The sequence below is a fragment of the Vreelandella aquamarina genome (assembly GCF_020075495.1).
Lineage (GTDB): Bacteria > Pseudomonadota > Gammaproteobacteria > Pseudomonadales > Halomonadaceae > Vreelandella > Vreelandella aquamarina_A.
Genome location: NZ_JABYQT010000003.1, coordinates 208619 through 231590, shown reverse-complemented (window position 1 = coordinate 231590; position 22972 = coordinate 208619). Strand labels below are relative to the sequence as shown.

The 22972-nt window shown below is 58.5% G+C and carries 24 protein-coding genes; 9 read left to right on the top strand and 15 right to left on the bottom strand.

Going from position 1 to position 22972, the window contains the following annotated elements:
• Positions 1-37: 37 nt before the first annotated feature.
• Positions 38-1312 (top strand): 4-aminobutyrate--2-oxoglutarate transaminase, encoded by a 1275-nt coding sequence (gene gabT, locus HW452_RS06540; protein WP_224105291.1) that lies wholly within the window; start codon positions 38-40, stop codon positions 1310-1312.
• Between the two features lie 60 nt (positions 1313-1372).
• Here the strand turns inward: gabT and HW452_RS06535 are convergent, their stop codons facing one another.
• The 4 genes from HW452_RS06535 to HW452_RS06520 all read right to left on the bottom strand — a co-directional run bounded on the left by HW452_RS06535 (position 1373) and on the right by HW452_RS06520 (position 5234).
• Positions 1373-1624, bottom strand: a complete 252-nt coding sequence (locus HW452_RS06535; protein ID WP_224105290.1) for a YkoF family thiamine/hydroxymethylpyrimidine-binding protein — start codon at positions 1622-1624, stop codon at positions 1373-1375.
• A gap of 9 nt (positions 1625-1633) precedes the next feature.
• A complete protein-coding gene (locus HW452_RS06530) occupies positions 1634-2485 on the bottom strand; it encodes an alpha/beta fold hydrolase (protein WP_224105289.1) in 852 nt (283 codons plus the stop codon).
• A gap of 185 nt (positions 2486-2670) precedes the next feature.
• Positions 2671-3717 carry a DNA polymerase IV gene (gene dinB / locus HW452_RS06525; protein WP_224105288.1) on the bottom strand — a complete coding sequence of 349 codons (1047 nt, stop codon included), beginning with the start codon at positions 3715-3717 and terminating at the stop codon, positions 2671-2673.
• A gap of 53 nt (positions 3718-3770) precedes the next feature.
• Entirely contained in the window at positions 3771-5234 is a 1464-nt protein-coding gene (locus HW452_RS06520; protein ID WP_224105287.1) for a protein adenylyltransferase SelO, read from the bottom strand.
• A gap of 72 nt (positions 5235-5306) precedes the next feature.
• Between HW452_RS06520 and HW452_RS06515 the strand changes: the two genes are divergently transcribed.
• On the top strand, positions 5307-5918 hold the full coding sequence (locus HW452_RS06515; RefSeq protein ID WP_224105286.1) for a DNA-3-methyladenine glycosylase: 612 nt from the start codon (positions 5307-5309) through the stop codon (positions 5916-5918).
• Here HW452_RS06515 and HW452_RS06510 read toward each other — a convergent pair.
• Positions 5840-6754: an NAD-dependent protein deacetylase gene (locus HW452_RS06510; RefSeq protein WP_224105285.1), complete on the bottom strand. Its 915-nt coding sequence runs from the start codon at positions 6752-6754 to the stop codon at positions 5840-5842. The two genes, HW452_RS06515 and HW452_RS06510, sit on opposite strands and share 79 nt — an antisense overlap.
• 122 nt (positions 6755-6876) lie before the next feature.
• Here HW452_RS06510 and HW452_RS06505 point away from each other — a divergent pair, with 122 nt between their 5' ends.
• Positions 6877-8049, top strand: coding sequence for a UbiH/UbiF/VisC/COQ6 family ubiquinone biosynthesis hydroxylase (locus HW452_RS06505; RefSeq protein ID WP_224105284.1), 1173 nt, complete (start codon positions 6877-6879; stop codon positions 8047-8049).
• A 63-nt stretch (positions 8050-8112) separates the two neighbouring features.
• A complete protein-coding gene (locus HW452_RS06500) occupies positions 8113-8532 on the top strand; it encodes a hypothetical protein (RefSeq protein WP_224105283.1) in 420 nt (139 codons plus the stop codon).
• A gap of 18 nt (positions 8533-8550) precedes the next feature.
• On the opposite strand, the gene HW452_RS06495 is transcribed toward HW452_RS06500, so the two are convergent.
• Entirely contained in the window at positions 8551-9513 is a 963-nt protein-coding gene (locus HW452_RS06495) for a ribonuclease Z (RefSeq protein WP_224105282.1), read from the bottom strand.
• 160 nt (positions 9514-9673) lie between these two features.
• On the opposite strand from HW452_RS06495, the gene HW452_RS06490 reads away from it, so the two are divergent.
• The gene (locus HW452_RS06490) at positions 9674-10801 is read left to right on the top strand and encodes a glycerol dehydrogenase (RefSeq protein ID WP_224105281.1); all 1128 of its coding nucleotides are present in this window, start codon (positions 9674-9676) and stop codon (positions 10799-10801) included.
• A gap of 477 nt (positions 10802-11278) precedes the next feature.
• On the opposite strand, the gene HW452_RS06485 is transcribed toward HW452_RS06490, so the two are convergent.
• Together HW452_RS06485 and HW452_RS06480 are read right to left on the bottom strand one after the other, a co-directional pair.
• On the bottom strand, positions 11279-11740 hold the full coding sequence (locus HW452_RS06485; RefSeq protein ID WP_224105280.1) for a GNAT family N-acetyltransferase: 462 nt from the start codon (positions 11738-11740) through the stop codon (positions 11279-11281).
• A 38-nt stretch (positions 11741-11778) separates the two neighbouring features.
• The gene (locus HW452_RS06480; RefSeq protein ID WP_224105279.1) at positions 11779-12432 is read right to left on the bottom strand and encodes a DsbA family oxidoreductase; all 654 of its coding nucleotides are present in this window, start codon (positions 12430-12432) and stop codon (positions 11779-11781) included.
• Positions 12433-12547: 115 nt separating this feature from the next.
• Between HW452_RS06480 and vapB the strand changes: the two genes are divergently transcribed.
• Together vapB and vapC are read left to right on the top strand one after the other, a co-directional pair.
• On the top strand, positions 12548-12814 hold the full coding sequence (gene vapB / locus HW452_RS06475) for a type II toxin-antitoxin system VapB family antitoxin (protein ID WP_224105278.1): 267 nt from the start codon (positions 12548-12550) through the stop codon (positions 12812-12814).
• 69 nt (positions 12815-12883) lie between these two features.
• Positions 12884-13162 carry a tRNA(fMet)-specific endonuclease VapC gene (vapC, locus tag HW452_RS06470; RefSeq protein ID WP_425348096.1) on the top strand — a complete coding sequence of 93 codons (279 nt, stop codon included), beginning with the start codon at positions 12884-12886 and terminating at the stop codon, positions 13160-13162.
• A 33-nt stretch (positions 13163-13195) separates the two neighbouring features.
• Here the strand turns inward: vapC and HW452_RS06465 are convergent, their stop codons facing one another.
• The 7 genes from HW452_RS06465 to HW452_RS06435 all read right to left on the bottom strand — a co-directional run bounded on the left by HW452_RS06465 (position 13196) and on the right by HW452_RS06435 (position 20734).
• Positions 13196-13831 carry a LysE family translocator gene (locus tag HW452_RS06465; protein WP_224105277.1) on the bottom strand — a complete coding sequence of 212 codons (636 nt, stop codon included), beginning with the start codon at positions 13829-13831 and terminating at the stop codon, positions 13196-13198.
• Between the two features lie 679 nt (positions 13832-14510).
• Positions 14511-15098 (bottom strand): DUF4236 domain-containing protein, encoded by a 588-nt coding sequence (locus HW452_RS06460; RefSeq protein ID WP_224105276.1) that lies wholly within the window; start codon positions 15096-15098, stop codon positions 14511-14513.
• 516 nt (positions 15099-15614) lie between these two features.
• Positions 15615-16481: a hypothetical protein gene (locus HW452_RS06455; RefSeq protein ID WP_224105275.1), complete on the bottom strand. Its 867-nt coding sequence runs from the start codon at positions 16479-16481 to the stop codon at positions 15615-15617.
• Between the two features lie 70 nt (positions 16482-16551).
• The gene (locus tag HW452_RS06450; protein WP_224105274.1) at positions 16552-16968 is read right to left on the bottom strand and encodes a hypothetical protein; all 417 of its coding nucleotides are present in this window, start codon (positions 16966-16968) and stop codon (positions 16552-16554) included.
• A 280-nt stretch (positions 16969-17248) separates the two neighbouring features.
• Positions 17249-18034, bottom strand: coding sequence for a DUF7281 domain-containing protein (locus tag HW452_RS06445; RefSeq protein WP_224105273.1), 786 nt, complete (start codon positions 18032-18034; stop codon positions 17249-17251).
• A gap of 232 nt (positions 18035-18266) precedes the next feature.
• On the bottom strand, positions 18267-19544 hold the full coding sequence (locus HW452_RS06440) for an SLC13 family permease (protein ID WP_224105272.1): 1278 nt from the start codon (positions 19542-19544) through the stop codon (positions 18267-18269).
• A gap of 113 nt (positions 19545-19657) precedes the next feature.
• Positions 19658-20734 carry a tartrate dehydrogenase gene (locus tag HW452_RS06435; RefSeq protein ID WP_224105271.1) on the bottom strand — a complete coding sequence of 359 codons (1077 nt, stop codon included), beginning with the start codon at positions 20732-20734 and terminating at the stop codon, positions 19658-19660.
• Positions 20735-20852: 118 nt separating this feature from the next.
• Between HW452_RS06435 and HW452_RS06430 the strand changes: the two genes are divergently transcribed.
• Together HW452_RS06430 and HW452_RS06425 are read left to right on the top strand one after the other, a co-directional pair.
• A complete protein-coding gene (locus tag HW452_RS06430; RefSeq protein ID WP_224105270.1) occupies positions 20853-21755 on the top strand; it encodes a LysR substrate-binding domain-containing protein in 903 nt (300 codons plus the stop codon).
• Positions 21756-21850: 95 nt separating this feature from the next.
• Positions 21851-22963 (top strand): pyridoxal phosphate-dependent aminotransferase, encoded by a 1113-nt coding sequence (locus tag HW452_RS06425; RefSeq protein ID WP_224105269.1) that lies wholly within the window; start codon positions 21851-21853, stop codon positions 22961-22963.
• The last annotated feature ends 9 nt before the right edge of the window (positions 22964-22972 follow it).

Below are 22972 nucleotides of genomic sequence, written 5' to 3'. Positions count from 1 at the left end.
GATGTCATCACTACTCTTTACCAGGAGAAGTCGAGCCATGAACAATGCTGAGCTGAACGCCCTAAAGCGTAAATACGTGGCCAACGGTGCGGCAAGCCCCGCCACCGCCTTTGCCAACCATGCCGAAAACGCCGAGGTGTGGGATGCTGACGGCAACCGCTTCATCGATTTCGCCGGCGGGATTGGCGTTCTCAATATCGGCCATCGCCACCCCAAGGTGGTCGCCGCCGTCAAGGCGCAGCTCGACAAGGTGATGCACACCTGCCAGACGGTGATGCCCTACGAAGGCTACGTGCGGGTGGCGGAAAAGCTCAGCCACTTGGTGCCGGTACGTGGGCATGCCAAGGTAATGCTGGCCAACTCCGGTGCCGAGGCGCTGGAAAACGCGGTCAAGATCGCCCGCGCCGCCACCGGGCGCCCCAACGTCATCTGCTTTGATGGCGGCTATCATGGCCGCACTTTCTTCACCATGGCGATGAACGGCAAGGTCGCTCCCTACCAGACCGATTTCGGCCCCATGCCCGGCACCGTATTCCGCGCGCCCTACCCGGTGGATTACCACGGGGTAAGCGAAGACGAAGCCATTCGCGGGCTGATGATGGCGCTGAAAACCGACGCCGGCCCCACCAATACCGCCGCCATCATTCTCGAACCCGTACTTGGCGAAGGCGGCTTCTACCCCGCGCCGACCTCCTTTCTGGAAAGGATCCGCGCCATCTGCGATGAGCTCGGCATTTTAATGATCATCGACGAAGTGCAGTCGGGCTTCGGGCGCACCGGCAAGCTGTTCGCCATCGAACACAGCGGCGTCGAGCCCGACATCATGACCATGGCCAAGAGCATGGCCGACGGCATGCCGATCTCCGCGGTGGTGGGGACCGACAAGGTGATGGACGCCTCCGGCCCCAATTCGCTGGGCGGCACCTACACCGGCAGCCCCACCGCCTGCGCTGCTGCCTTGGCGGTTCTGGACGTATTCGAAGAAGAGAACATTCTGGAAAAGAGTGTGGAGCTGGGCGAGAAGCTCGCCAAGCGCTTCAACCAGTGGCAGGCACGCTACGAGTGCGTGGACAACGTCCGTCACCTGGGCGCCATGGCCGCCTTTGAACTGGTATCGGATAAACACGCCAAGACACCCAACGCCGAGCTGGCCGGGGCACTGTGCAAGAAGGCTCGCGAAGAGGGCCTGATCCTGCTCTCCTGCGGCATGTACGGCAACACCATCCGGTTTCTGATGCCCATCACCATCGACGACAGCGTGCTCAACGAAGGGCTGGATATCATTGAATCCTGCCTGGAGTCGCTGGTGTAGAAGCAGCCAGGCTTTCAAAGGAAACGCCGCTCGATCGAGCGGCGTTTTCAGTCAACAGAATCAACCTCGCGGCCGACGGTCGCCTTCCAGAAAGTTGGCCACGAACACCGCCTTGCCATGGGTTTCGAAGGACCACTTCATGACATCAGCCAGTGCGGCCATGACCGCATCGAACTCGCCGAATACCTGGGTGCTCATGCGGTTGGGGTAGACTTCGAGTCCCGAGGCTTCCAGGCGTTTGACCACCTCTTTCACCACTGGCTTGAAATCATCAGCGAGCGGGTAATAGCTAAGCTGTACGGAAAGGTACATGACGCCTCCTTACGCGGTGTGTGATGGCCTGGCTGACGCGTGCGACAAGCGCTGCCAGGCGGCCAGGATGGCGGCGCGGGTCTCATCCGGATGCTCCATGGGGAACATGTGCGTGCCGGGCACCTCTTCTACCTTCAGGCCGTTGCGCCGTAGCCGCTTGATGCGCGAGGCGGTCAGCAGGTGCGATTCCTGCCCGGCCACCAGCTCGAGCGGCACGCCTACCCGGCGGGGCAGGCGGGAGAGGTGGTCCGGCAGGTGGCGGAAAATCTCCACTTCGATACGTGGATCAAAGGTGAGTTCGGCGCTGCCATCCTCCAACACTCGGGTGCCTGCTTCAATGTAGTCGTTGAGTGCCTCCGGGGTAAAGCGGCGAAACAGCCCGCGGCGGCTTAAGTAGGTGGCCATGACCTCGCGGCTTGGCCAGATACTGCGCCGGCCTTGGGTCTTGCCTGCGGGCGTGATGCGGTCGATGAAACCGAACCGCTTGGCAGCCTTCATGGCCCAGGCATCTGGCCCCAGCATCAGTGGCGGGTCGAGCATGATCACCCCGCAAAAGCGCTCGGGCTGCTTGTCGGCGGCCATGGCCATCAGTGTACCGCCCAGCGAGTGACCAACCCCCAGCAGCGGCACATCAGATTCCGGCAGGTAGCTCAGCAGCTCATCGACCAGATTGGCCCAGTTGTGGTTTACCGGGTAGTCGGGATGGTGGCCCAGACGATCCAGGGGAGTCACTTCAAAGGTATCGGCCAGCGGCGCCAGCAGGCTCCTGTAGCTCAGGCCGGGGAACCCGTTGGCGTGAGCAAATACCAGCCGAGGGCGCGAAGCGGTGGTTGTCGTTGTTGGTGTCGTTGCTGATGTCATGGCGCAGCTCTTGTGATGGCGCAGCTCTTGTCGTGGCGCAGCTCTGGAACCTTTGCTTTTTTCGTCTGGCCTCAACAGCCGTTGCAGGTGCCGAGCCAGCAGTAATCGATCTATCATACGTCTGTTTTAGCGCCCGCCTGTGAGTGCGTCAATCGACATAGGTATTAACAGGCTAACGAAAATATCTAAAACAGCGACAGTTGCTCGGCCGGCGCGGCTTCTGCCAGGCGATACCCTACCCCCAGTAGACGCACCGGACGCTCGCCCCGCGCCCAGCCCACGTTCAATAGCGTTTCGAACTGCTCGAGGTTGGGCGCCGGGTCGGCGTGTTCCACGGTGGTCTGGGTGAAGTCGTTGAACTTCACCTTGACCATCAGCCCCCTGACCCCGGGCGGTGGGTCGAGGCGTGCATAACGGCGCTCCAGGTCTTCGAGAAGCGTGGGCAGCTCCGCACGGCATGCTTCGAGCGAGGGTAGATCCTTGGCGTAGGTCTGCTCAGTGCTTACCGATTTGCGTTCGCGATGGGTTTTCACCGGACGGTCATCGTGGCCAAAGCTCAGCTCGTGCAGGCGTTTGCCAAAGCGGCCAAAGTGCTCCACCAGCTCGGTCAGCGAACGGGTACGTAGATCAGCGCAGGTATGAATATCCAGCCGCGCCATCTTTTCGGCGGTGCGTGGTCCCACGCCGTGAATCTTCTTCACTGGCAGCGCCTGCACGAAGTGCTCGACCTCGTCCGGGGTAATCACACACAGGCCATCGGGCTTGTTCCAGTCGCTGGCGATCTTGGCCAGAAACTTGTTGGGCGCGACCCCGGCGGATACGGTAATGCCCACTTCGCGGCTGACGCGCTCACGGATCATCTGGGCCATGCGCGTGGCACTACCCTGATGAAGGGTGACATTGGAGACATCCAGAAACGCCTCATCCAGCGACAGCGGCTCGATAAGCTCGGTCACCTCGCGGTAGATGGCAAACACCTGACGAGCCACGTCCTTGTATTTCGGCATATCGCCGCGAATCAGCGTGAGGTGCGGGCAGCGCTTGAGCGCCTGGGCCATGGGCATGGCGGAATGGATGCCGAACTTGCGCGCCGGGTAGTTGCAGGTCGCGACCACCCCGCGCTGCTCGACACTTCCGCCAATGGCGATGGGGATCTCCCTGAGCGCGGGGTTATCGCGCATTTCTACCGCCGCATAAAAGCAGTCACAGTCGCAGTGGATGATTTTGCGCACCGGCCACCTGCCCTACCTGTAAAAAACCACAGTTTATCACAGACATTTCATGTTCAGGTGCCGCAGAACGTCCTCAACACCTGTTCGCTGCTGGTTGCAGGCGCTGCCAGGCGGCGCGCCTCGGTCGAGTCATCAAACGGATGAGTCACGACGTCAAGCAGCGTATGAAACGGCGCAAAATTGCCATCATAAGCGGCGGTGATGGCTTCCTGTACCCGGTGGTTACGCGGAATGATGATCGGGTTGGCGCGGCGCATGGCGTCAAGCCGCTCGCTCTCCCTGCCCGCCATCACCACGACCTGCCAGGCCTTCAGCCACGCTGCCAGCTCCTCGGGGTGAGTGGTCAGCGCCAGCAGCGCCGCATAGCGCTCGTTATCCGGCGAGGCGGCGTACTGGGTGAGCGCATCGAAGGTGGCGGTCATGTCCATCTCGCCCTGATGCATCTGGATTTCCAGCCCGTCCATCAGGTCGTGGGCCTGTTCGCTATGCGCTTCAAGGCCCAGCTTGTCTGCGTGCAGGCGGCGCTGCTCAGTAGCGAACACGTCGCTAAAGCGGCGGATGGCGTCGGTGGCCTGGGCAATCAGCTCATCGCCCTCGGCCTGCATCAGCGGCAGTAGCGTTTCGGCAAAGCGGGCCAGGTTCCACTGGGCGATGCCCGGCTGGTTCTCGAACGCGTAGCGCCCGCCCTGATCAATCGAGCTGAATACCTTGCGCGGGTCGAACTGCTCCATGAAGGCGCAGGGGCCGTAGTCGATGGTTTCCCCGGCCACGCTGGTGTTGTCGGTATTCATCACGCCGTGAATGAAGCCTAGGCTCATCCAGCGCGCAATCAGCGCCGCCTGGCGAGTCACCACGGCGTCGAGCAGGGCCAGGTAAGGGTCTTTCGCCTCGGCCGCTTCGGGGTAATGGCGCTTGATCACGTAATCGGCCAGCGCCTTGAGGGTCTGCTCGTTGCCGCTGGCGGCGGCAAACTGGAAAGTACCCACGCGCACGTGGCTGCTGGCCACGCGGGTAAACACCGCGCCGGGTTCCAGCAGCTGGCGGCGGACCTGCTCGCCGCTGGCCACCGCCGCCAGCGCCCGCGTGGTGGGTACGCCGATGGCCGCCATGAACTCGCTTACCAGATACTCGCGCAGCACCGGGCCCAGTGGCGAGCGGCCATCGCCGCCGCGTGAAAACGGCGTGCGCCCGCTGCCCTTGAGCTGAATATCCCGGCGCTGGCCGTGCGTATCCATCACTTCGCCCAGCAGCAGCGCCCGGCCATCGCCAAGCTGCGGCACAAAGTTGCCAAACTGATGGCCCGCGTAACCCAGCGCTACCGGGTCGGCACCCGGCGGCAATGTAGTGCCACCGAACCACTGCGCCAGTGTCTCGTCATCGGGTATATCCGTTGCCCCCAGCGTGCCCGCCAGCGCCCGATTGAAGGCAATCAAGGTGGGCGTATCGACCGGGGTGGGCTGGCAGGCGGCCCATAGTGGCGCGGGCAGGGTCTTGTAGTCGTGTTCGAAGGTCAGCATGGTGATCTTCCTCTTTCATTCGGTGGCGTCTACCCCTTACCCTAGCAGCTCACTCAAGTATGCGGCGAGATAATGTCACCCCTGCCTGAACGCTCCCTGCCTCCCCTTTCCCGCGACTTCTACCGGCGCGACACGCTGGCCGTTGCCAACGACCTGCTGGGCTGCTGGCTGGTACGCGAACTGGACGGCACCTTGATGGCGGCACGCATCGTGGAAACCGAAGCCTATTGCGGCGCCCACGACTCCGCCTGCCACGCCCACAGCGGGCTGACGCCGCGCACGGCGGCGATGTTCGGCGAGCCCGGCCACGCTTACGTGTACCTGGTGTATGGCATGCACTGGCTGCTCAATATCGTGACCGAGCCGGAAGGCTCGCCTTGCGCGGTACTGATTCGCGCCGTAGAGCCCGTGCTCAACGAAGAGGCGATGCGCGAGCGGCGCAGCATGGTGGGAAGAGCGCTGAGCAACGGGCCCGGCAAGCTCACCCGCGCGCTTGGCGTGGACAAGGCGCTTTATGGCCACGACATGACCCGCGCCGAGAAACTATGGGTAAGCGAGGAGCGCCATCATCTGCCGATTGCCAGCGGCCCCCGAGTAGGGATCGACTATGCCGAACCCGAAGACCGCGATGCCCCCTGGCGGTTCTGGCTGGCGGACAACCCTTGGGTATCCAAGGCGCGCTGAGAGGCTGCAAGCAGCTCCACGGCATGGGCCAGCACCGGGGTCAGCGGTGCTCGCCACTGGTGGGCAAGCAGCGCATCCGCCCGGGTAACGCCCAGGGAAAGCGAAGCAATGGGCAGGCCCATGGCGTGGGCTTCCCGGCAGAAGCGATAGCCCGAGAACACCATCAATGAAGTGCCCACCGCCAGCACCGCCTGGGCATTCTTGAGCCCCGCTTCTGCCGCCAGCCGACGCTCTACCGGCACCACATCGCCGTAATAGACCACGTCGGGCTTTAGAATGCCGTGGCAGCGCGGGCAGTCGAACACGCGAAAGGTACTGAAATCGGTTTCCAGGTCGGCATCCCCGTCCGGGGCGTGGGTAGCGTCAAGGGCAGCGAAGGCCGGGTTCATGCGTGCCATTTCGCTGTGCATGGCGTGGCGCATCATCTGATAGCCGCAGCTCATGCACTTTACCAGATCCGCGCGGCCATGCAGGTCGATCACCCGGCGCGAGCCTGCGCGCTGGTGCAGGCGGTCCACGTTCTGAGTCACCAGCCGTTCGATAAACCCCATGGCTTCGAGCGCCGCCAGCGCCTTGTGCGCCCCGCCGGGTCGGGCCTCACGCAGCGCCTGGAACCCGACCAGCGCCCGCGCCCAGTAGCGTTGGCGCACGCTGGGCGAGGCCATGAAATCGCCGTGCTGCACCGGCGGCGGCCGCTTCCACTGTCCCGCTTCATCACGGTAGTCAGGAATGCCGCTGTCGGTACTCACGCCCGCGCCGGTAATCACCCATAGCCTTGGATGCTGCTCGATAAAGAGGGCCAGTTCCGAGCCCGCCTGGGCCACCCTTTTTTGCATTTCCACGGCCTGCGTCAATTGTTCACCCTAGGCAAGTTTCCCCTATCTCGACGATACTGTAGGACATTCCAGGCACATGCAACGAACCGATAGGTGCCGACGACGCATTGAAGGAGCACCTCATGCAGCAGGATCACGATATCATCATTGTTGGCGGCGGCATGGTCGGCGCCGCGCTGGCCGCCCGCCTGGGCAACGCGGGCTTCTCGATCGGCCTGATCGAACGCGGCGACGCGCCGGAACCCGCCAGCGGCGACTATGACCTGCGCATCTCGTCACTCAATGCCCGCTCGCTGGCCTTCGTCAAGCTGAGCGGCACCACGCTTCCCGAAGAGCGCTGCTGCCCGTTTCGCCATATCGATGTCGCCAACCAGGACGGCACCGGCCACAGCGTGTTCTCGGCGGCGGACAGCGACATGGATAACTTTGGCGTGTTCATCGAAAACCGCGCGCTGCAGCACGCGCTCTGGGAGCGCTTGGAGGAGCTTCCCAGCGTGACCTGCTACACCCGGAGCGCGCCGACGGGCACGCACGCCACCGATGCAACCCGCCGAGTAGAGCTCGATGACGGCAGAACGCTCAGCGCCCGGCTGGTGGTGGGGGCCGATGGCGCTCGCTCCACCTTGCGCCAGCTGGCCGGCATCGGAACCACGAGCTACGACTACCACCAGCGCGCCATGATCATCAACGTGGAGACCGAGCTGCCCCAGCAGGATGTCAGCTGGCAAGTGTTCACACCTACCGGCCCGATGGCCATGCTGCCGCTGCCCGGCCATCGTGCCTCGCTGGTGTGGTACGACACGACCAGCAACACCCAGGCGCGTGAACAGCTCGACGACGAAGCACTCAAGGCAGCAATCGAGGCGGCTTTTCCCAAACGCCTGGGCAACCTTATCCGAATCGTCGCCCACGCCAGTTTTCCCATCAAGCGCCAGCATGCCAAACGCTACATCGGCAAGCGCCTGGCGCTGATGGGCGACGCCGCCCACGTGGTGCACCCGCTGGCAGGCCAAGGCCTGAACATCGGCCTGCACGACGCCGACACCCTGGCAGAGATCATCATCAAGGGCCGCGACCCGGGTGATTACCTTAACCTGCTGCGCTTCGAGTGCCAGCGCCGGGCGGCCAACCAGGCGATGATCGCCGCCACCGACAGCTTCCACCACCTGTTCACCGGCGCCAAGCCGCTGCGTCAATTGGGCGACTTGAGCCTGCACCTGGCCGAGCGCTTCCCGTTTGCCAAGCGCATGATGATGCAGCAGGCCAATGGGCTGAATCCGTTCAAGATGTGGTAAACCGTGCGCCAATGGGTATCCGTTGGCCGCCTCTTCTTCTCTTGATAGCCGGTGGTATCCGTCATGTTAAAAAGAGCCTTGGCGTTAAGCGCCACGATACTGATCAGCGGGTGTAGCCAGGAAAGTACGACGACGGCTTCCGATGAGCCCGCACCGGATACCGCGGCGCAGGAAAGCGCGCCCCATCAGATGACTGATCACTGGATTGGCCGATGGGTCGGCGTGGAAGGGTTAGTCCTGGAGATCCGCCACAAGGATTCCGCTGGGCCGGGCAATTACCTGCTTGAAATGCAGTACGGCCTGGACGCCGATCAGCGCGGCACCTTCGAAGGACAGGCAACGGCCGAGGGCATCCGCTTTACCCGTGAAGATGGTGAACAGCTGCTGCGCAAGGCTGACGGCGAAGCTACCGGATTGAAATGGCTGGCAGACAAGGAAGACTGCCTGATCGTACAACCCGGCGAAGGCTACTGCCGCGATTGAACGGCGCGGTGAAGCGGTTTACTCATCCGCCACTTCACGAAAGTGGCCCGATTTATCCAGAGTAAATTCGAGAAAATCCCGCGCCAGATAGAGCCTCCCTGAGTAGACACTCTGCGCCTCCGCGCGAAAACCTTCAATCGACGGCGTGGCACCCGAGCTGAGCGGATAGCGCGGGCTGAAGTGCGTCAGCACCAGATTAGGCAACGCGACCGATTCAGCAAACTCCGCCACCCGCCGGGCGTAGCTGTGCCCCACCTCACCGGCCTTCCCGGCCATCTCCTGGGTGTAGGTGGCTTCATGCACCAGCACCTGGGCCTCCACGCAGGCCTTACCCAATAACTCAGGCTGGGCGTTGTCTCCGGCGATGACCACCTTGCGCGGTGGTTTCTTGATAAACAGGTAGTCGTGGCTTTTCAGGATTTCTCCCTCGAACTCGATATCGAAGCCCTGTTTCAACTGCCCCCATAGCGGCCCTCGCGGCACGCCCTTCTGGACCAGTTTCTCGACGTTCAGCTCGGCATCGACTTTACGCTCGGTAAACGCGTAGGCGTAGGAAGCGACCCCGTGAGATAGGCCAAAGGTAGCCACCAACATGTTCGTAAACTCGACACTTGGTAGCTCATCGGCGCAGATAAACTGAAGCTCGAAGGGCAAGCAAAGCTGCGTGGCCTCAAAAGTAGCTTCCAGCCATGCCTTAATACCGGCGGGCGCCACAATGGTCAGCGCCTCCTTCCTGCCGCCCATCGCCGCACTCGCCAATATGCCCGGCAGCCCATAGCAGTGGTCACCGTGCACGTGGGTAATCAGGATGGCTTTGAGCGAATGAAACGACAGCTTGGTGTGCAGCACCTGATGCTGCGTCCCCTCGCCACAATCGACTAGATACCAGCCTTTGCCCTTGCTCTCGCGCAGGGCAATGCCGGTGACGTTGCGGGTCTTGGTGGGTACACCGGCGGAGGTGCCCAGGAAGAGTAGGTTCATAAATTGCTCGTCATCTTCTGTATGCTCGTTTGTGACCAAGATGCGGGGCGGGCAGCTAGTCAAACTAACATGTTACGGCGTCAAACCATCGCAGGCGCACAATTAACATAAATGACTACACTGTTTAGGCAACTCATTCTATGTATAGGAAATATCCGCCATGGAAGCCACGAACGAGAAAGTCTTCATCAGCCCTGCCCGTTACGTTCAGGGTGAAGGTGTTATCGCACGGGCCGGTCACTATGTCTCGGTGCTAGGGAAAGCGGCGCTGCTGATCGCCGACGACGTGGTCTGGGAGATCGCGGGCAAGGAGCTCAGCGCCAGTCTGGAAGGCGAAAGCGTCAGTTTCGAGCGCGCGGTGTTCGAGGGTGAGGCGTCTAACCGCGAGATCGATCGCCTCGTCGAGCTTGGTCGCAAGCAGCAGGCCGAGGTCGTCATCGGTTTTGGTGGCGGCAAGGCGATTGATACCGCCAAGGGCGTGGCCGAGAAGCTCGAAGCGGCCTGTGCTGTACTGCCCACCACCGCTTCTACCGATGCCCCTACCAGCGCCCTGTCGGTCATCTACAGTGACGATGGCGAGTTCGATTCCTACCGCTTCTACAGCAAGAACCCCGATCTGGTGCTGGTCGATACCGGCATCATCTGCAAGGCGCCGCCGCGCTTTCTCGCCTCGGGCATCGCCGATGCGCTGGCCACCTGGGTCGAGGCCCGCGCCGCCATTCGCGCCAACGCCAACAACATGGCTGGCGGCAAGGCAACGCTTCTGGGCGCGACCATCGGCGAGAAGTGCGAAGAGATCCTGTTCGAGCACGCCATGCTGGCCTACCAAGCGAACCAGGCACAGATCGTCACGCCCTCGTTTGAAGCCGTAGTGGAAGCCAACACCCTGCTGAGCGGGCTGGGCTTCGAAAGTGGCGGCCTGGCCGCAGCGCATGCCATCCACAACGGTTTTACCGCCCTGCACGGCGAGATTCACGACCTCACCCATGGCGAAAAAGTGGCCTACGGCACCGTCGCCCAGCTAATTCTGGATCAGACGCCCCAGGCGGAGCTGGAAGAGTATCTTGATCTCTACCTGGCGCTGGGCCTACCGGTGACGCTGAAAGCGCTCAAGCTCGAAGACGCCAGCGATGAGGATCTGTATCGCGTGGCGGAAGCCGCGCTGAAGGAAGGCGAATCGAGCCACAACCTGGCCTACGAGCTGACGCCCAAGCAGATCGTTCACGCTATCAAGGCGGTGGATGTGCATGCGCGGGCGTTTATGGAGAAAGTGGGGGTGAGCGAGTAAAATCGGCTAGAGGCGCGCCGTAACGCGCGCCTCTCGATAGCTTCTTGCCTTTACTGCATCGCTGCAGCTCAATCAGCCGTCCCATTGATCTTTCTGACCGGTATGCCCGCCAATACTTCACTATCCGCCATGCGCATATTGATGGCTATGATGTCTTCATCGCATTTAGCGGTGGTGCTGTAATGCGTCACGCATCCACAGCGATGGGTAGCGGTGAAACTCGGCCTCTTCATCGACCCAGAGGTAGAACGCCGTCGTCTCTTTGTTCTTTATGGTTACTTGGCCCGGCGAATAGTAGGCCCAGAGCGCTGCATATCGCCGACAAATCGAACAATGGCACTCCGTCACCTCTTTCGGAGCATCCGCTTCGATCTCAACATTTCCACAATGACAAGCGACTTTCACGTCGGCTCCCTTGTTCAGCGCCCGCCCACCAGGGCTGGCGGGCCAGGGTAGGATAATGGGTAACAGGCGAATTCATGAGCCCGCCACTGGCTTGACCATGAAAATGGCACCCGTCTTCGCCCTGCCGTTAGGTTCGAAACCCAACGACTGATAAAGGTGAAAAGCAGGGACGTTCGACTCAAAAACCTTGAGCGTAAACGCTTTGACCTGTTGCTTTGATGCGCCCTCTTCCATCAGCGCCGTGCAAAGCGCCCTGCCCATGCCCTGTCCTCTCAAGGCGGGATCGACCACCAGCCGCGCCAGGTGGATAACACCACCTTCGCGCCGCAGTAATTGCCCAAATGCTGCCATATCCCCGGTAGCATTGAGCAAAACACGAGCATTCTGCTCGCTGGCATCGAGGTCTGACCACGCGCTTTCAGGCGTTGCCGGGTAGCGTAGTGCAGGCCCTGCCCACATACGGAATGCGTGCTCGGTGGTAAGCCAGCTCAAGACCGTTTCGAGGTCTGCTGGCGCTGCCAAGCGTAGTGTCATCTGGACTATCCTTTAGCGGCTGCCCCTGCTGTAACGCATCAGCGGTTAGCGTTTTCCTCGGCCACCTGACGCAGGGCATCCACCAGTACATCCGCCGGTTGGGCGCCGGAAATCAGGTAGCGTCCATCGAGGATGAAGCCCGGCACCGCGCTTACGCCGGCCTCCATAAACTTCTGTTCTGCTGCGCGAACATCGTCCGCGTACTCATCGGAGCGAGCGATGGCCTCGGCGGCATCACCATCAAGCCCGGCCTCGATTGCCTTTTCGCGTAGCACCTGAGGGTCGGAAGGGTCTTTCGCCTCGCCAAAGTAGGCATCGAACAGAGCCAGCTGCAGCGGCGTCTCGCGGTGCTGGGTGGCGGCCCAGGCCAGCACCCGATGGGCATCGAAGGTGTTGGTCGCCCGGCGTTCAAGCGCACCGCTGAAATTCAGCCCGAGCTGCTCGGCCACGGCCACGATCTCGGCCTGAGACTGCTCCATGGTGGCCGCATCCTTGCCGTACTTGCGGCACAGGTGCTCCAGAATCGGCTCGCCTTCGGGCGGCATATCCTGGTTGAGCTCGAAGGGCTGCCAATGGAGTTCGACGTCAATTTCACCTTGCAGGATTTCCAGCGCCTGCTCCAGCCGCCGGTAGCCGATGGCGCACCACGGGCAGGCGACATCGGAGACCAGGTCGATTCTTACTTTTTGCATGCTGTATATCCCTTTGGCATATCCCAAAATTCGATCAAACTATAGCAATCATGCTACGTGCATATCTCAAGTAACGACAGCACTGAAAAGGAGGCGGCCATGGAAAAAGCAGGGGGTGTTTAAAAGTAATCGCAGCCAAGCGGTTCGCATGCCTAAATCTTTAGCGCTACCGGAGGGCGTTACGCGCGTTGATGTGATTGCAGTGGGTCGCGCGCGCTTGATTACACCCGCAGGTGAAGCGTGGGATAGCTGGTTCGACGGCCCGAGCGTCACCGCAGACTTTATGGATGAACGCGAGCAGCCCGCAGAGCAGAAACGCGAGGCGTTTGATGCTCAAGTACATGCTCGACACCAACACCTGCATTTTCGCCATCAAACATAAACCTCGCCACGTCCGTGAGACCTTTAATCATCATACCGACCAGCTCTGCATCAGTAACGTGTGACACTCATGGAGCTGGTGTATGGTGCGGAGAAATCCGCTTCGCCCGAGCACAACCTGAGCGTGATTGAAGGATTCGCCGCCCGGCTGGACGTACTCGACTACGACGCCAGCGCCGCCTACCACAGTGGCGAGCTTCGCAGCGAGCTGGCCAAGGCGGGCACGTCCATCGGCCCTTATGACCAGATGATTGCCGGGCATGCTCGCTCAAGAGGGTTGATCCTGGTGACCAATAACCTGCGAGAACTTAATCACGTGCCCGGGCTTCGAGTGGACGACTGGCTTTGATGGGTTGACTCATGACGCAATCCGGGCCGTTTTTTAACGCGTGCTGGCAGCAAGCCTGACGCCCAGCGCCACAAACAAGGCCCCGAGCCCGCGATCCAGCCAACGCCCTAGCGTCTGATTCTGCTTCAAGAACGCCCCCAGTCGCGCGCCCATCAGCACCAGCGGTGGCTCGATAAACGCCGCCACCAGAATAATCAGACTGCCGTGCAAAAACAGCTGCGCGCCGGTAGACCCGGGCCCGGGCACTACGAACTGGGGCAGAAAGGCGAGAAAGAAGATCGCGACCTTGGGATTGAGCGTGGAGATCACCACGCCCTGCCAGTAAATGGAAAGGCTGTGCTGCTGGCTCGCCGGTTCACTCCCGACAAGCGATTCCCCGCGGGAGAGCAGCATCTTGATCCCCAGCCAGATCAGATACGCCGCGCCCAGCCATTTGATGATGGAAAACGCCAACGCGGACGTGGCAAGTATCGCCGACAGCCCGGCGGCCGCCATGACCACATGCACCCAAGCGCCGGTCCAGATACCCAGCATGGCCGCCAGCCCTTGCCGCCGCCCGCCACGCAATGTCTGGCCCAGAATAAACGCAATATCCGGCCCGGGCGACAGGTTCAACAGAACGGCGGCCGACAGAAAGGTCATCCAGTGGAGGATGGTGTAATCGAACATTTAAGGCTCCCGGCGGAGTTACATTGGAGATGGCAACCAGCATGCTGACCACGCCTCGTCTGTTTTCTCGATGTTACCAAAACTTGGGCGCCAGTGGAGTGCTTCTTCATCCTCAACGCCCGCCATAAACAGCGCGAGGAACGAGCGCCCGGCGACCGAATGACGCGCATTTAATACCTGTGTTAGGTGGCAGTTGCACGACCTATCCCAATGGTTATTAGGTATTCCGAGTACTGCCTTGAAAAGCTTTTTGGTGCATCGTTTCTCGACGTTTGTAAATGACACAAAAGCCCCGCGGAAGTGCTTAGATCCAACTTTCCATACAGGCAAATCGGAATTTCCTTATTGTCTTTGAAACGACGATCTGGGCCTCCACGCTTGTTGGCATATTTCCATGTGGTATCGACAATGTCGGAATCCGACGGAACCGGACCGTCTTCGATGAAGCGCTCAACACTTGTGGAAAATAAAAGTGATGCGTGCTCGATACAGCCAACTCCAGAGCTGTCATAAACAAGTATGCAATCAGGCATGAAATACGCAGTAATGCCCCTCGCTTTCAGCGTGGGGATAGTTATATTGGTTTCGACCCAGGGTGGTGTTCCAGTGCCCGCTGAGGCAGCCTCTCTTTTTACAAGACTGGACGCACCCGCATTAATTTTCGACTGATGGACAGACGTTAAATCGCGTGAATCAACGTAAGTCCAAAGTCGTTTGCATTCAGCAATATGATTAACAGCCTGCACGAGCTTCGAAAAAGAGACGTATCATTTTCTTCGAAATCGTAGAAAATCTTGACTGTTCGGCGACGTGATTCGAATACTGACGCGGCTATACCAAAGACGATACCGGCTCCACCAGCTATAGCCATTCCAAGCTGACTTCCATTGAACAAAGCGGCCACAAACGCTACGACGGCAACCACGAAAACAAAATAGTCTAGTCTGAAATCTTTATAGGACTTGTTAAGGCGATCAATCAGCTCTTTTCTCCCAGGGCTCGTTAAATCGCGCGTACTTACCGCATCAAACTTTTGGGAAGGAGGCAGCTCTTCGAGTCGAGAAGAGACCGGTTGATTCCCACCTCGACGTCCTCCAACCTCTTCACGCAGATACAAGCCATGCCGACCTGCATGGACATATGAGGACCCATCCGGGCGCATGCCGATACGGAATCCTGTCACTCCCAAAGAGGCACCAACACCACTCTTGGATAAGTTGAACCTGATCGGGCCAACTGACACCGACTTTCTCAGATACCAAGCCATTCATCCCCCTCCTTTCATTCTTGGCACTTAGCTTACCTGCTACCTAAGAAGGCTGTAGAAAATCCGATTTCGACCCGTCTCCATGGCCTGTGGTCCTTATTCATTTACCCAGCCAGCTATCTGGCTGAATCAGTTGGATACCGGCATTAGCCACTCGAGCGCTCAGTTTAATACTGGGTTTAAAAAACGACGTACTTCGCTCTTGGCGCTTCGTGACGCAACCAAGGGACCATAGATTATCAACTTCTCATATTGATCACCGCAAGTTCAAAATGTCGAGCTGGAGCTGATCCTGGTAGTTGATCACCACCATGGCGTTCTGATCGTAGTTATAAGCCTTGAAGCGCGGGATGCTGACCACTCCTCGTTTGTTTTCTCGATCCTACCAAAACTTAGCCGTCAGTGGGGTTTTTCTACAGGCTCAACGCTGAGCACAGTTGCAAAAATATATGGCGCTACATTTTGGGTACCAAATTTCGTGACATGTGTTTTTGTCAATTGATGCGACTTGTTAGGCTATGACAAGTACGAAGCAATACCTAACTCTGGTTGTTTTTCTGCTTTAGCTTGCATTTCAACAGGAGAAAAGTCATGCCAATACAACTTACTTTCGTATGGTGAGAATACCCAAGGGTTATCTAAGGCTTCATATTTACCTAACTCACGCCCGCGAAGATATATTTTTTGCTCTTCGTGCAAAGCATTTGGCGGCCAATAAACTGCTACATGTTGCTGATTCATGTTTTGATATAGCTTCATAATTTGTGGAGAGCCACCGATTTCCCTGTACTTTCCAGATAGCAATACTTTAACGAACGCTTTTGATGGTTCCATGTCTAGTTTGAACTCCAGTCCTTTAAAGCTTTTTTCTTTCTCGGAAAGAATACGATAAATAGCCTTTTTGGGTCGTTCATCGCCAATCATGGTTAACAGCTCACCATTGACTCTTTTTGGAGGTCTTTTTTCAAATGCTTTATTTTTGGAGTTAAAAACGATTTTGTTAATCATAAACTCCTGCTTTCGTGCGGAATAACCAGAAAATATAAAGGTACAATCAGGCTCTTCGAGAGACTCATCAACAGAATCAGAAACGAAGTTTAGAGAGTCATTTAACATTCGAATTATTTTTTTCTGTGCATCAACAAAATCTACGGCACGCTCTCTTAAGTTTACGAACGACTCAACATATGATGTTACCTGTGAAATCAATGGATAAGCCCATGCTGTGTCGCCAGCAAAAGCTATAACCGCATCACTTCTTCCTATGCTGAATACTTTAGGACCATAATCCCAGCACTTGCCTCCACTAAGTCGACTATCAGACATAACCCATAACTCACGCCCGGTTTGAGTTTTTCTTGTCCAAGAAACTACTACAGTCATAAGTACCCTTTATTCTTTTTATCTATACAGAAGTCTGACAAATAGCCTAACGCCCAAAACAGCGGCAGCTTTAGCTGTCCGACTGATTTTGCTTGTTAAATGCAGATTTGACGGATTCCTCCAACCCTTCCGAGAGGCGATCCAGCATTTTCTTTTCTTGCGTTTTCCAAAGATCAGGAGCTAAGTATCCGATAACTACAGCAACTACAATCAGTTTTGCAACGGCACCTTGTTCCATTTTAATTGCACTTACCATAAGCAGTGCGTACATAAGGCCAGAAAATGCACCTAATAAGCATCGGGAAAATACATTTGAAAATGCGGCACCCCAATCCTTCGCCTCAAACTTTTCTTGAAGATGGTGTGGAACATCAAAATTATAAGAGATTACAAGTGATTTTATAAACCCACCGATTGCCGCTGCCATTGCACAATACATAAGCAACTGAAATTCTTGTTTCGTAAATATCTCAGTGAGTAAATCCAATGTTTGAATCTCCTTTGGCATTTAACAGTGATTATATAGTATAGTCGGCAGCATAACCTCAATAAACGCGCCAGCAGGTTCATTGAGGTTATGCTGCCGCAGAAATTAACTTTACCTCATCGCTTCTGCTAAGAGCAAAGCAAAATTTGCCAGCATATCCAATATTCGCGTATATGCGCGCTTTGCCGGTTTTCATCATACTGACGCATGCGTATCACTCGGCAGTGCGCCTGAGTTTGAAGGGCCCAATAGAGGGGCCGCCCGATAAATAGATAGACCATTACGCTAGCCTCACACCGACTACCTCCCCCTCAAACCATTGCTGCCGCAGCCCTCTGTTCTGCTCCAACAGCGCCAGATAGGACGCGAGCGGGTGCTGTGGCGTCAGGCTCACGTGCAGTTGACGCAGCCGCCGCTGAAACTCCAACTGCTCAGCGGGTTGGTGAAGCGCCGTGGCGTGCTGGGTGAGCCAGTCAATCTCGGGGAGCAGCAGGTGGGTGGCGCCGGTGTCCAGTGCCAGCGTGACGCCCTTGGCGTCGAAGTCGCCAAGGTAGAGGGGCGGGCGGCGGGTCTTGGGCCACGCTTCAGCGAGTTTGGCGAAGCCGCCGCCGTAGTGGTGGTCGCCGCGGTAGGCGATGAGCGGTTGGGCGAAATCTTTTAGCGCGGCGAGGTTGGGGGCAAAGGCGTAGAAGCTGTCGAGGTTTTCGACCTGGACGAGGGCGCCGAAGGTGCCGAGGAAGAGGCTTCGCAGGTCGACGTCGCGGATGCTGCGCGGCTCAAAGCTGACGCCCGGCGTGGGCTGGGGGGCGCTGGTCAGGCCGCTGATCGAGCGGCCCAGTGGGGCCAAGTGGGCGCTTTCCAGCACCGCGTCGATCTCGGCGAGCAGCGCGGCGTCGAAGCGCAGCGCTCGGCTGGTCAGCCGCGGGCCCAAGTCGATATCGTGCTGGTGGCACCAGGCGATGACGTCGTCCACCCACTGGCGGCGGGGCCGTTCAAGGCGGTTCTGTTGACGCAGCAGGCGCTGCACCTCATTCAGCCCCGCGCGGGCGCGGCCGGGCAGGTTCATTGGGGCTGCACCAGCTGTAGCGAGACGTCGCGGATCAGGCGCACGTCGTTGTAGTCGCCGGCCTTCTTCTCTTCCTGGTCAAGAATAAAGGCCTGCTGCTCGCTGCGCGGCAGGCCCTAGAACTCGGCGATGACCTCGAACAGCCAGATTTCGTGATTCCAGGTCAGCCCGCTTTGCTCCAAGTACTCCAATGCGCTGACCGGCTGAGGCGCGGCGGCGCTGAGTCTATCGATCAACCTTCCGGAAAGAACGGCCATATCATCGGTAGCAGGATGACACAGACGAGATACCCAACGACCACCAACGGCAGCCCCGCCTTGGCGTAGTCGTTGAAACGATAGCCACCGACACCGAGCACCATGGTGTTGGCCGGCATACCCAGCGGCGTGGCATAGGCACAGGAGCCACCGATGCAGATCGCCATCAGCACCGCACTCGGGTCAGCCCCGATACCCAGCGCGATCGCACCGCCAATGGGAGCCAGCAGGGCCGTCGTCGCCGTATTGGACATGAACTGGGAAAGCCCCGCCGAAATAAGGAACAGAACGCTCAACAGCAGTCGCGGCGATGGCGCTTCGCCCAGGAAATTCATGACAGTCTCGGCCATCAGGCTACCCAGGCCTGTCTTCTGCATGGCGGTAGCCATCGGCAGCATGCCCGCAAACAAGAAGATGACACGTGAATCAATCGCGTCCAGCGCCCGACGCTCGGTCATCACGCCGGTCAGTACCAGTACAAGCGCACCGGTGACGCCGACGATGTGCATGTCGAGGCCAATCACGTCATCGAACACCATGGCGAGAATGGTCGCGACAAGAATCCCTAACGCCAGATACTGCTTCCAGCGCGGCGCTTCCACCGGAGGCTCGTCATAGATTTCGGCCCCACCTACGCCATCTCGATCTGGCAGCAACTTGTAACCGATGGTGAGAAAGTAGACCAGCGCAACAGCCATCAGCGGCAGGCCGATCAGCGCAAAGGAGAAAAACCCGAAAGAAGTGGCACCATTGGTCATGTTCTCGAGCGTACCGTTGACGATCAAGTTACCCGGCGCACCGATCAAGGACAGATTTCCTCCCATTGCAGAAGCAAACGCCAGTGGCATCAGAAGCTTGGAGCGACGAATACCCGAACGGCTGGCAATACCGATGACTGCCGGAATGAGCACCGCCGCGGTACCGGTATTGGATAGAAACCCCGACAGCACGGCGGTGACCAGCATGATCGCCAACAGCAGTTGGCGCTCGGTCTTGGCGAAATGGGTCACCACCCCGCCGATCTTGTTGGCCATGCCGGTTTCGAAAAGCGCCCCACCCACCACGAACATGGCACAGAACAAAATGACGTTACTGTTGATGAAGCCGGTGAAGGCTTCAGCAGGCGTAAGTATATTGGTCAATACGAGACTGATGAGTACCAGCATCGCTGTCACGGCGAGCGGGATACGCTCGGAGACGAACAGTACGATCGCGATAAAGAGAATGATCAGTGTGATAATTGGCGCGTCCATCTTCATTATCCTTGTTGAGTCGAGAGGACGGATTCCCAGAAAGAACAGGGGCGGGTCAAGGCCCGCCCCTGTTCTTTCTGGTTGAGTACCTGCGGCCTAGGGTGGCGCACGGATCAGGCGGCAACGCTCGCCTTTTCGCGAATGGAGGCGCAGACCGCGTCGGTAATCTCACGCGTAGTGGCCTTGCCGCCCAGGTCCGGGGCCTGCAGACCAGAACCGATTACCTCTTCCACCGCGGCCATCAGCCGCTCGGCGAGCGTTTGCTCACCCAGATGCTCGAGCATCATGACCGCAGTCCAAAACGCACCAATGGGATTGGCAATGCCCTTACCGGTAATATCGAAGGCGGAACCGTGGATCGGCTCGAACATGGAAGGAAACTCACCAGACGGGTTGAGATTGGCTGTTGGCGCGATACCCAAGCTTCCGCTCAGTGCTGCAGCCAGATCAGAAATGATGTCGGCATGAAGGTTGGTGGCCACGATCACATCAAGCCGTTCGGGCTTGAGCACCATGGTGGTAGTGACGGCATCAACCAGCTCGCGGTTGATCTCGACTTCCGGGTAGTCCTTGGCTACCTCGAAGAAGATTTCGTCCCACAGCACCATGCCATGACGCTGTGCGTTTGATTTGGTGACGAGCGTAAGCTTCTTGCGCGGACGAGACATCGCCATGTCGAAAGCGAAACGGTGAATGCGCTCGATGCCTTTGCGAGTGAACAGCGAGACCTCAGTGCCAACCTCATCGGGTAATCCTTGATGGACACGTCCGCCGTTGCCGGAGTACTCACCTTCGCTGTTTTCTCGAATGATGACCCAGTCGATCTTGTCAGCATGCTGCAAACGACTCGTCACGCCCGGCAGCACGCGCGCCGGGCGCACGTTGGCGTATTGATCGAAGCCTTGGCAGATCTTGAGGCGCAAGTCCCAAAGCGAGATATGATCCGGCACCTCTTCGCTGCCAACAGCACCAAAGTAGATCGCATCGAAGGTTTTAAGCTCCTCGATGCCTCCATCGGGAATGTACTGCCCCTTTTCCAGATAGCGTTTCGAACTCCAGTCGAAGTCCTTGAACTCGAAGCCAACACTTGGATAGCTCTCGACCAGTGTCTCCAGCACTTTCTTGCCGGCGTCGATCACTTCCAAACCGATACCGTCTCCAGGAATAACGGCTATACGATGCTTTTTCATGGCAGTCTCCAGCGCTTTTACAGATGATGGGCGAAACAGAACGACTCCACTCTATTCAGCCGAAGACGGCATAAGCAATACACTATAATTTGAAACACTTTTAACCCTGGGCTATCTAATGAGCACTCTCAAGAACCTGGATTTTTTTATTACGTTATGCCGTGCGGGTAACATGTCCAACGCTGCTCGCGAGCTGGACATTTCACCTGCAGCCGTAAGCAAGCGTCTTTCTAACCTCGAAAAAAGCACTAACATTCAGCTCTTTAATAGAAATACACGCACAATGAAACTCACGGCGGAGGGACAGATATACTTGACCTACGCCGAACAGGCGTTGGCCTATATTCATGAAATGGAGGAGCAGATCGCCCAGAGAGGAGGAGAAGTGAAGGGCCTTTTGAAAATCAATGCCCCTTTGGGTTTTGGACGAAAGTATATGGCGGACGCCATTGCAGCCTTTCTGGATAGCCACCCTAACGTCGAGGCTAAACTGCACTTATCGGATCATCCGTTGAATCTGGCAGAAAACGCCTATGATATCGGCATACGCTTTGGGGAACTTCCAGACTCCAGTCTTCATTCACGCATGATCGCGACCCATCGGCGTATCGTCTGTGCTTCGCCTGAGTATATCGCACGCTACGGCAAGCCTCTGACGCCCGATGCGCTGGCGCAACACAACTGCATTACGTTGCAGCAGAACAACGATGCCTGGAGCGTGTGGAAGTTCTATCGCGGCACTCGAAGCTATAGTGTCCGCGTCGCGGGGACGCTCTCCGCCAACGATGGCGAGAGCGTGACAAGATGGGCCCTAGAGGGACGCGGTATCGTGATTCGTGCCGAGTGGGATTTAAAGGATCATCTCGCTGCCGGCCGACTGGTGCCACTATTGACAGGCTACTCAACTCCAAATGCAGATATCCATGCGGTGTATCAGCACTATAACGTCATGCCCGCGCGCATTCGTCTGTTCATTGAACATCTGCGGGACTTCATGACGCGAACGTTCGGCGCCAGATAATCATCGTTTCATTACTCAACCGATACAGGATTCACATACTATCCAGTCGCGTTAAAGTAGTGGCCGACTTTTTCATTTCTATTCAGGACATCGTCATGCCCCGTTACCCCACCCATTTACTCGACGACGGCCCCGCCAACCCCTTTCCAGGCATCAAGGCGCTCGAACGGCGTATTGGCCGGGAAATCCCCCACCGGCTGGGTTCCAACGAAGGCCTGGATATGCCCCACCGGGCGCTGCGTGCGCAGTTTGGCGATGCGCTGGCCGAGCACGCTTACGCCTACGGCGATGCCGAGGCTATGGGCGTGCGTACCCGGCTGAGCGCCCTGCTGGGTACGCCGCTGGATCACCTGCTGGTGGATGCCGGAGCGGACAGCCTGATCGCGCTTGCGCTGCGCACCACTTGCGAGGCCGGGGAAACGGTGGTTGCCACGGCGGGCACCTACCCCACCTTTGGCTACTTCGCCAAGGGCCAAGGCTGCCGGCTGGTGGAGCCTGGCTACCATGAAGCGCCCGGCGTACTGGCGCCGGACCTGGAAGCCTTGGCGTCAGCGGCGCACGCTGAAAACGCTCGCCTGGTGTACCTGGCCAACCCGGATAACCCCAGCGGCCACCTGCACGATGACGACGCGATTCTCACCCTGCGCGCGGCGCTGCCCGACACCTGCTGGCTGTTGCTGGATGAAGCCTACGGCGATTTCCGCGATGACGCCGGCAGCGAATTCGCCGCCCGCTCACTGCCTGGGGTGATTCGCCTACGCACGCTCTCCAAGGCCCACGGTTTGGCCGGGCTGCGTATCGGCTACGCAATTGCCGAGCCTCCCGTGCTTGCTATGATGATGAAGGTGCGTATCCACTATGCGGTATCGGCAATCGCTCTGGCCGCCGCTGAAGTGGTGCTGGATAACCTGGAAGAGGTGCATCAGCACGTGGCAGATGTGAAAGCCCGCCGCGAGCAGTTGGCCGAGCACTTTCGCGCGCTGGGCGCCGATGTGCTGCCGAGCGCGACGAACTTCATCGGCATCCGCCTGCCAAGCGTTGAGCTGGCGGCGTCGGTTCATCAGGCACTGCTGGCCGAAGGCGTGCTGGTGGCACGGCTGGCGCACCCGGAGCTTGCCAACGTGATTCGCATTACCGCCGTGGCGGATGCGCTGGTGCCCGGGCGGCTGGCGGTACTGGAAAGGGCCGTCACAGAGCACGCCGAGTAAGCCAGCCTC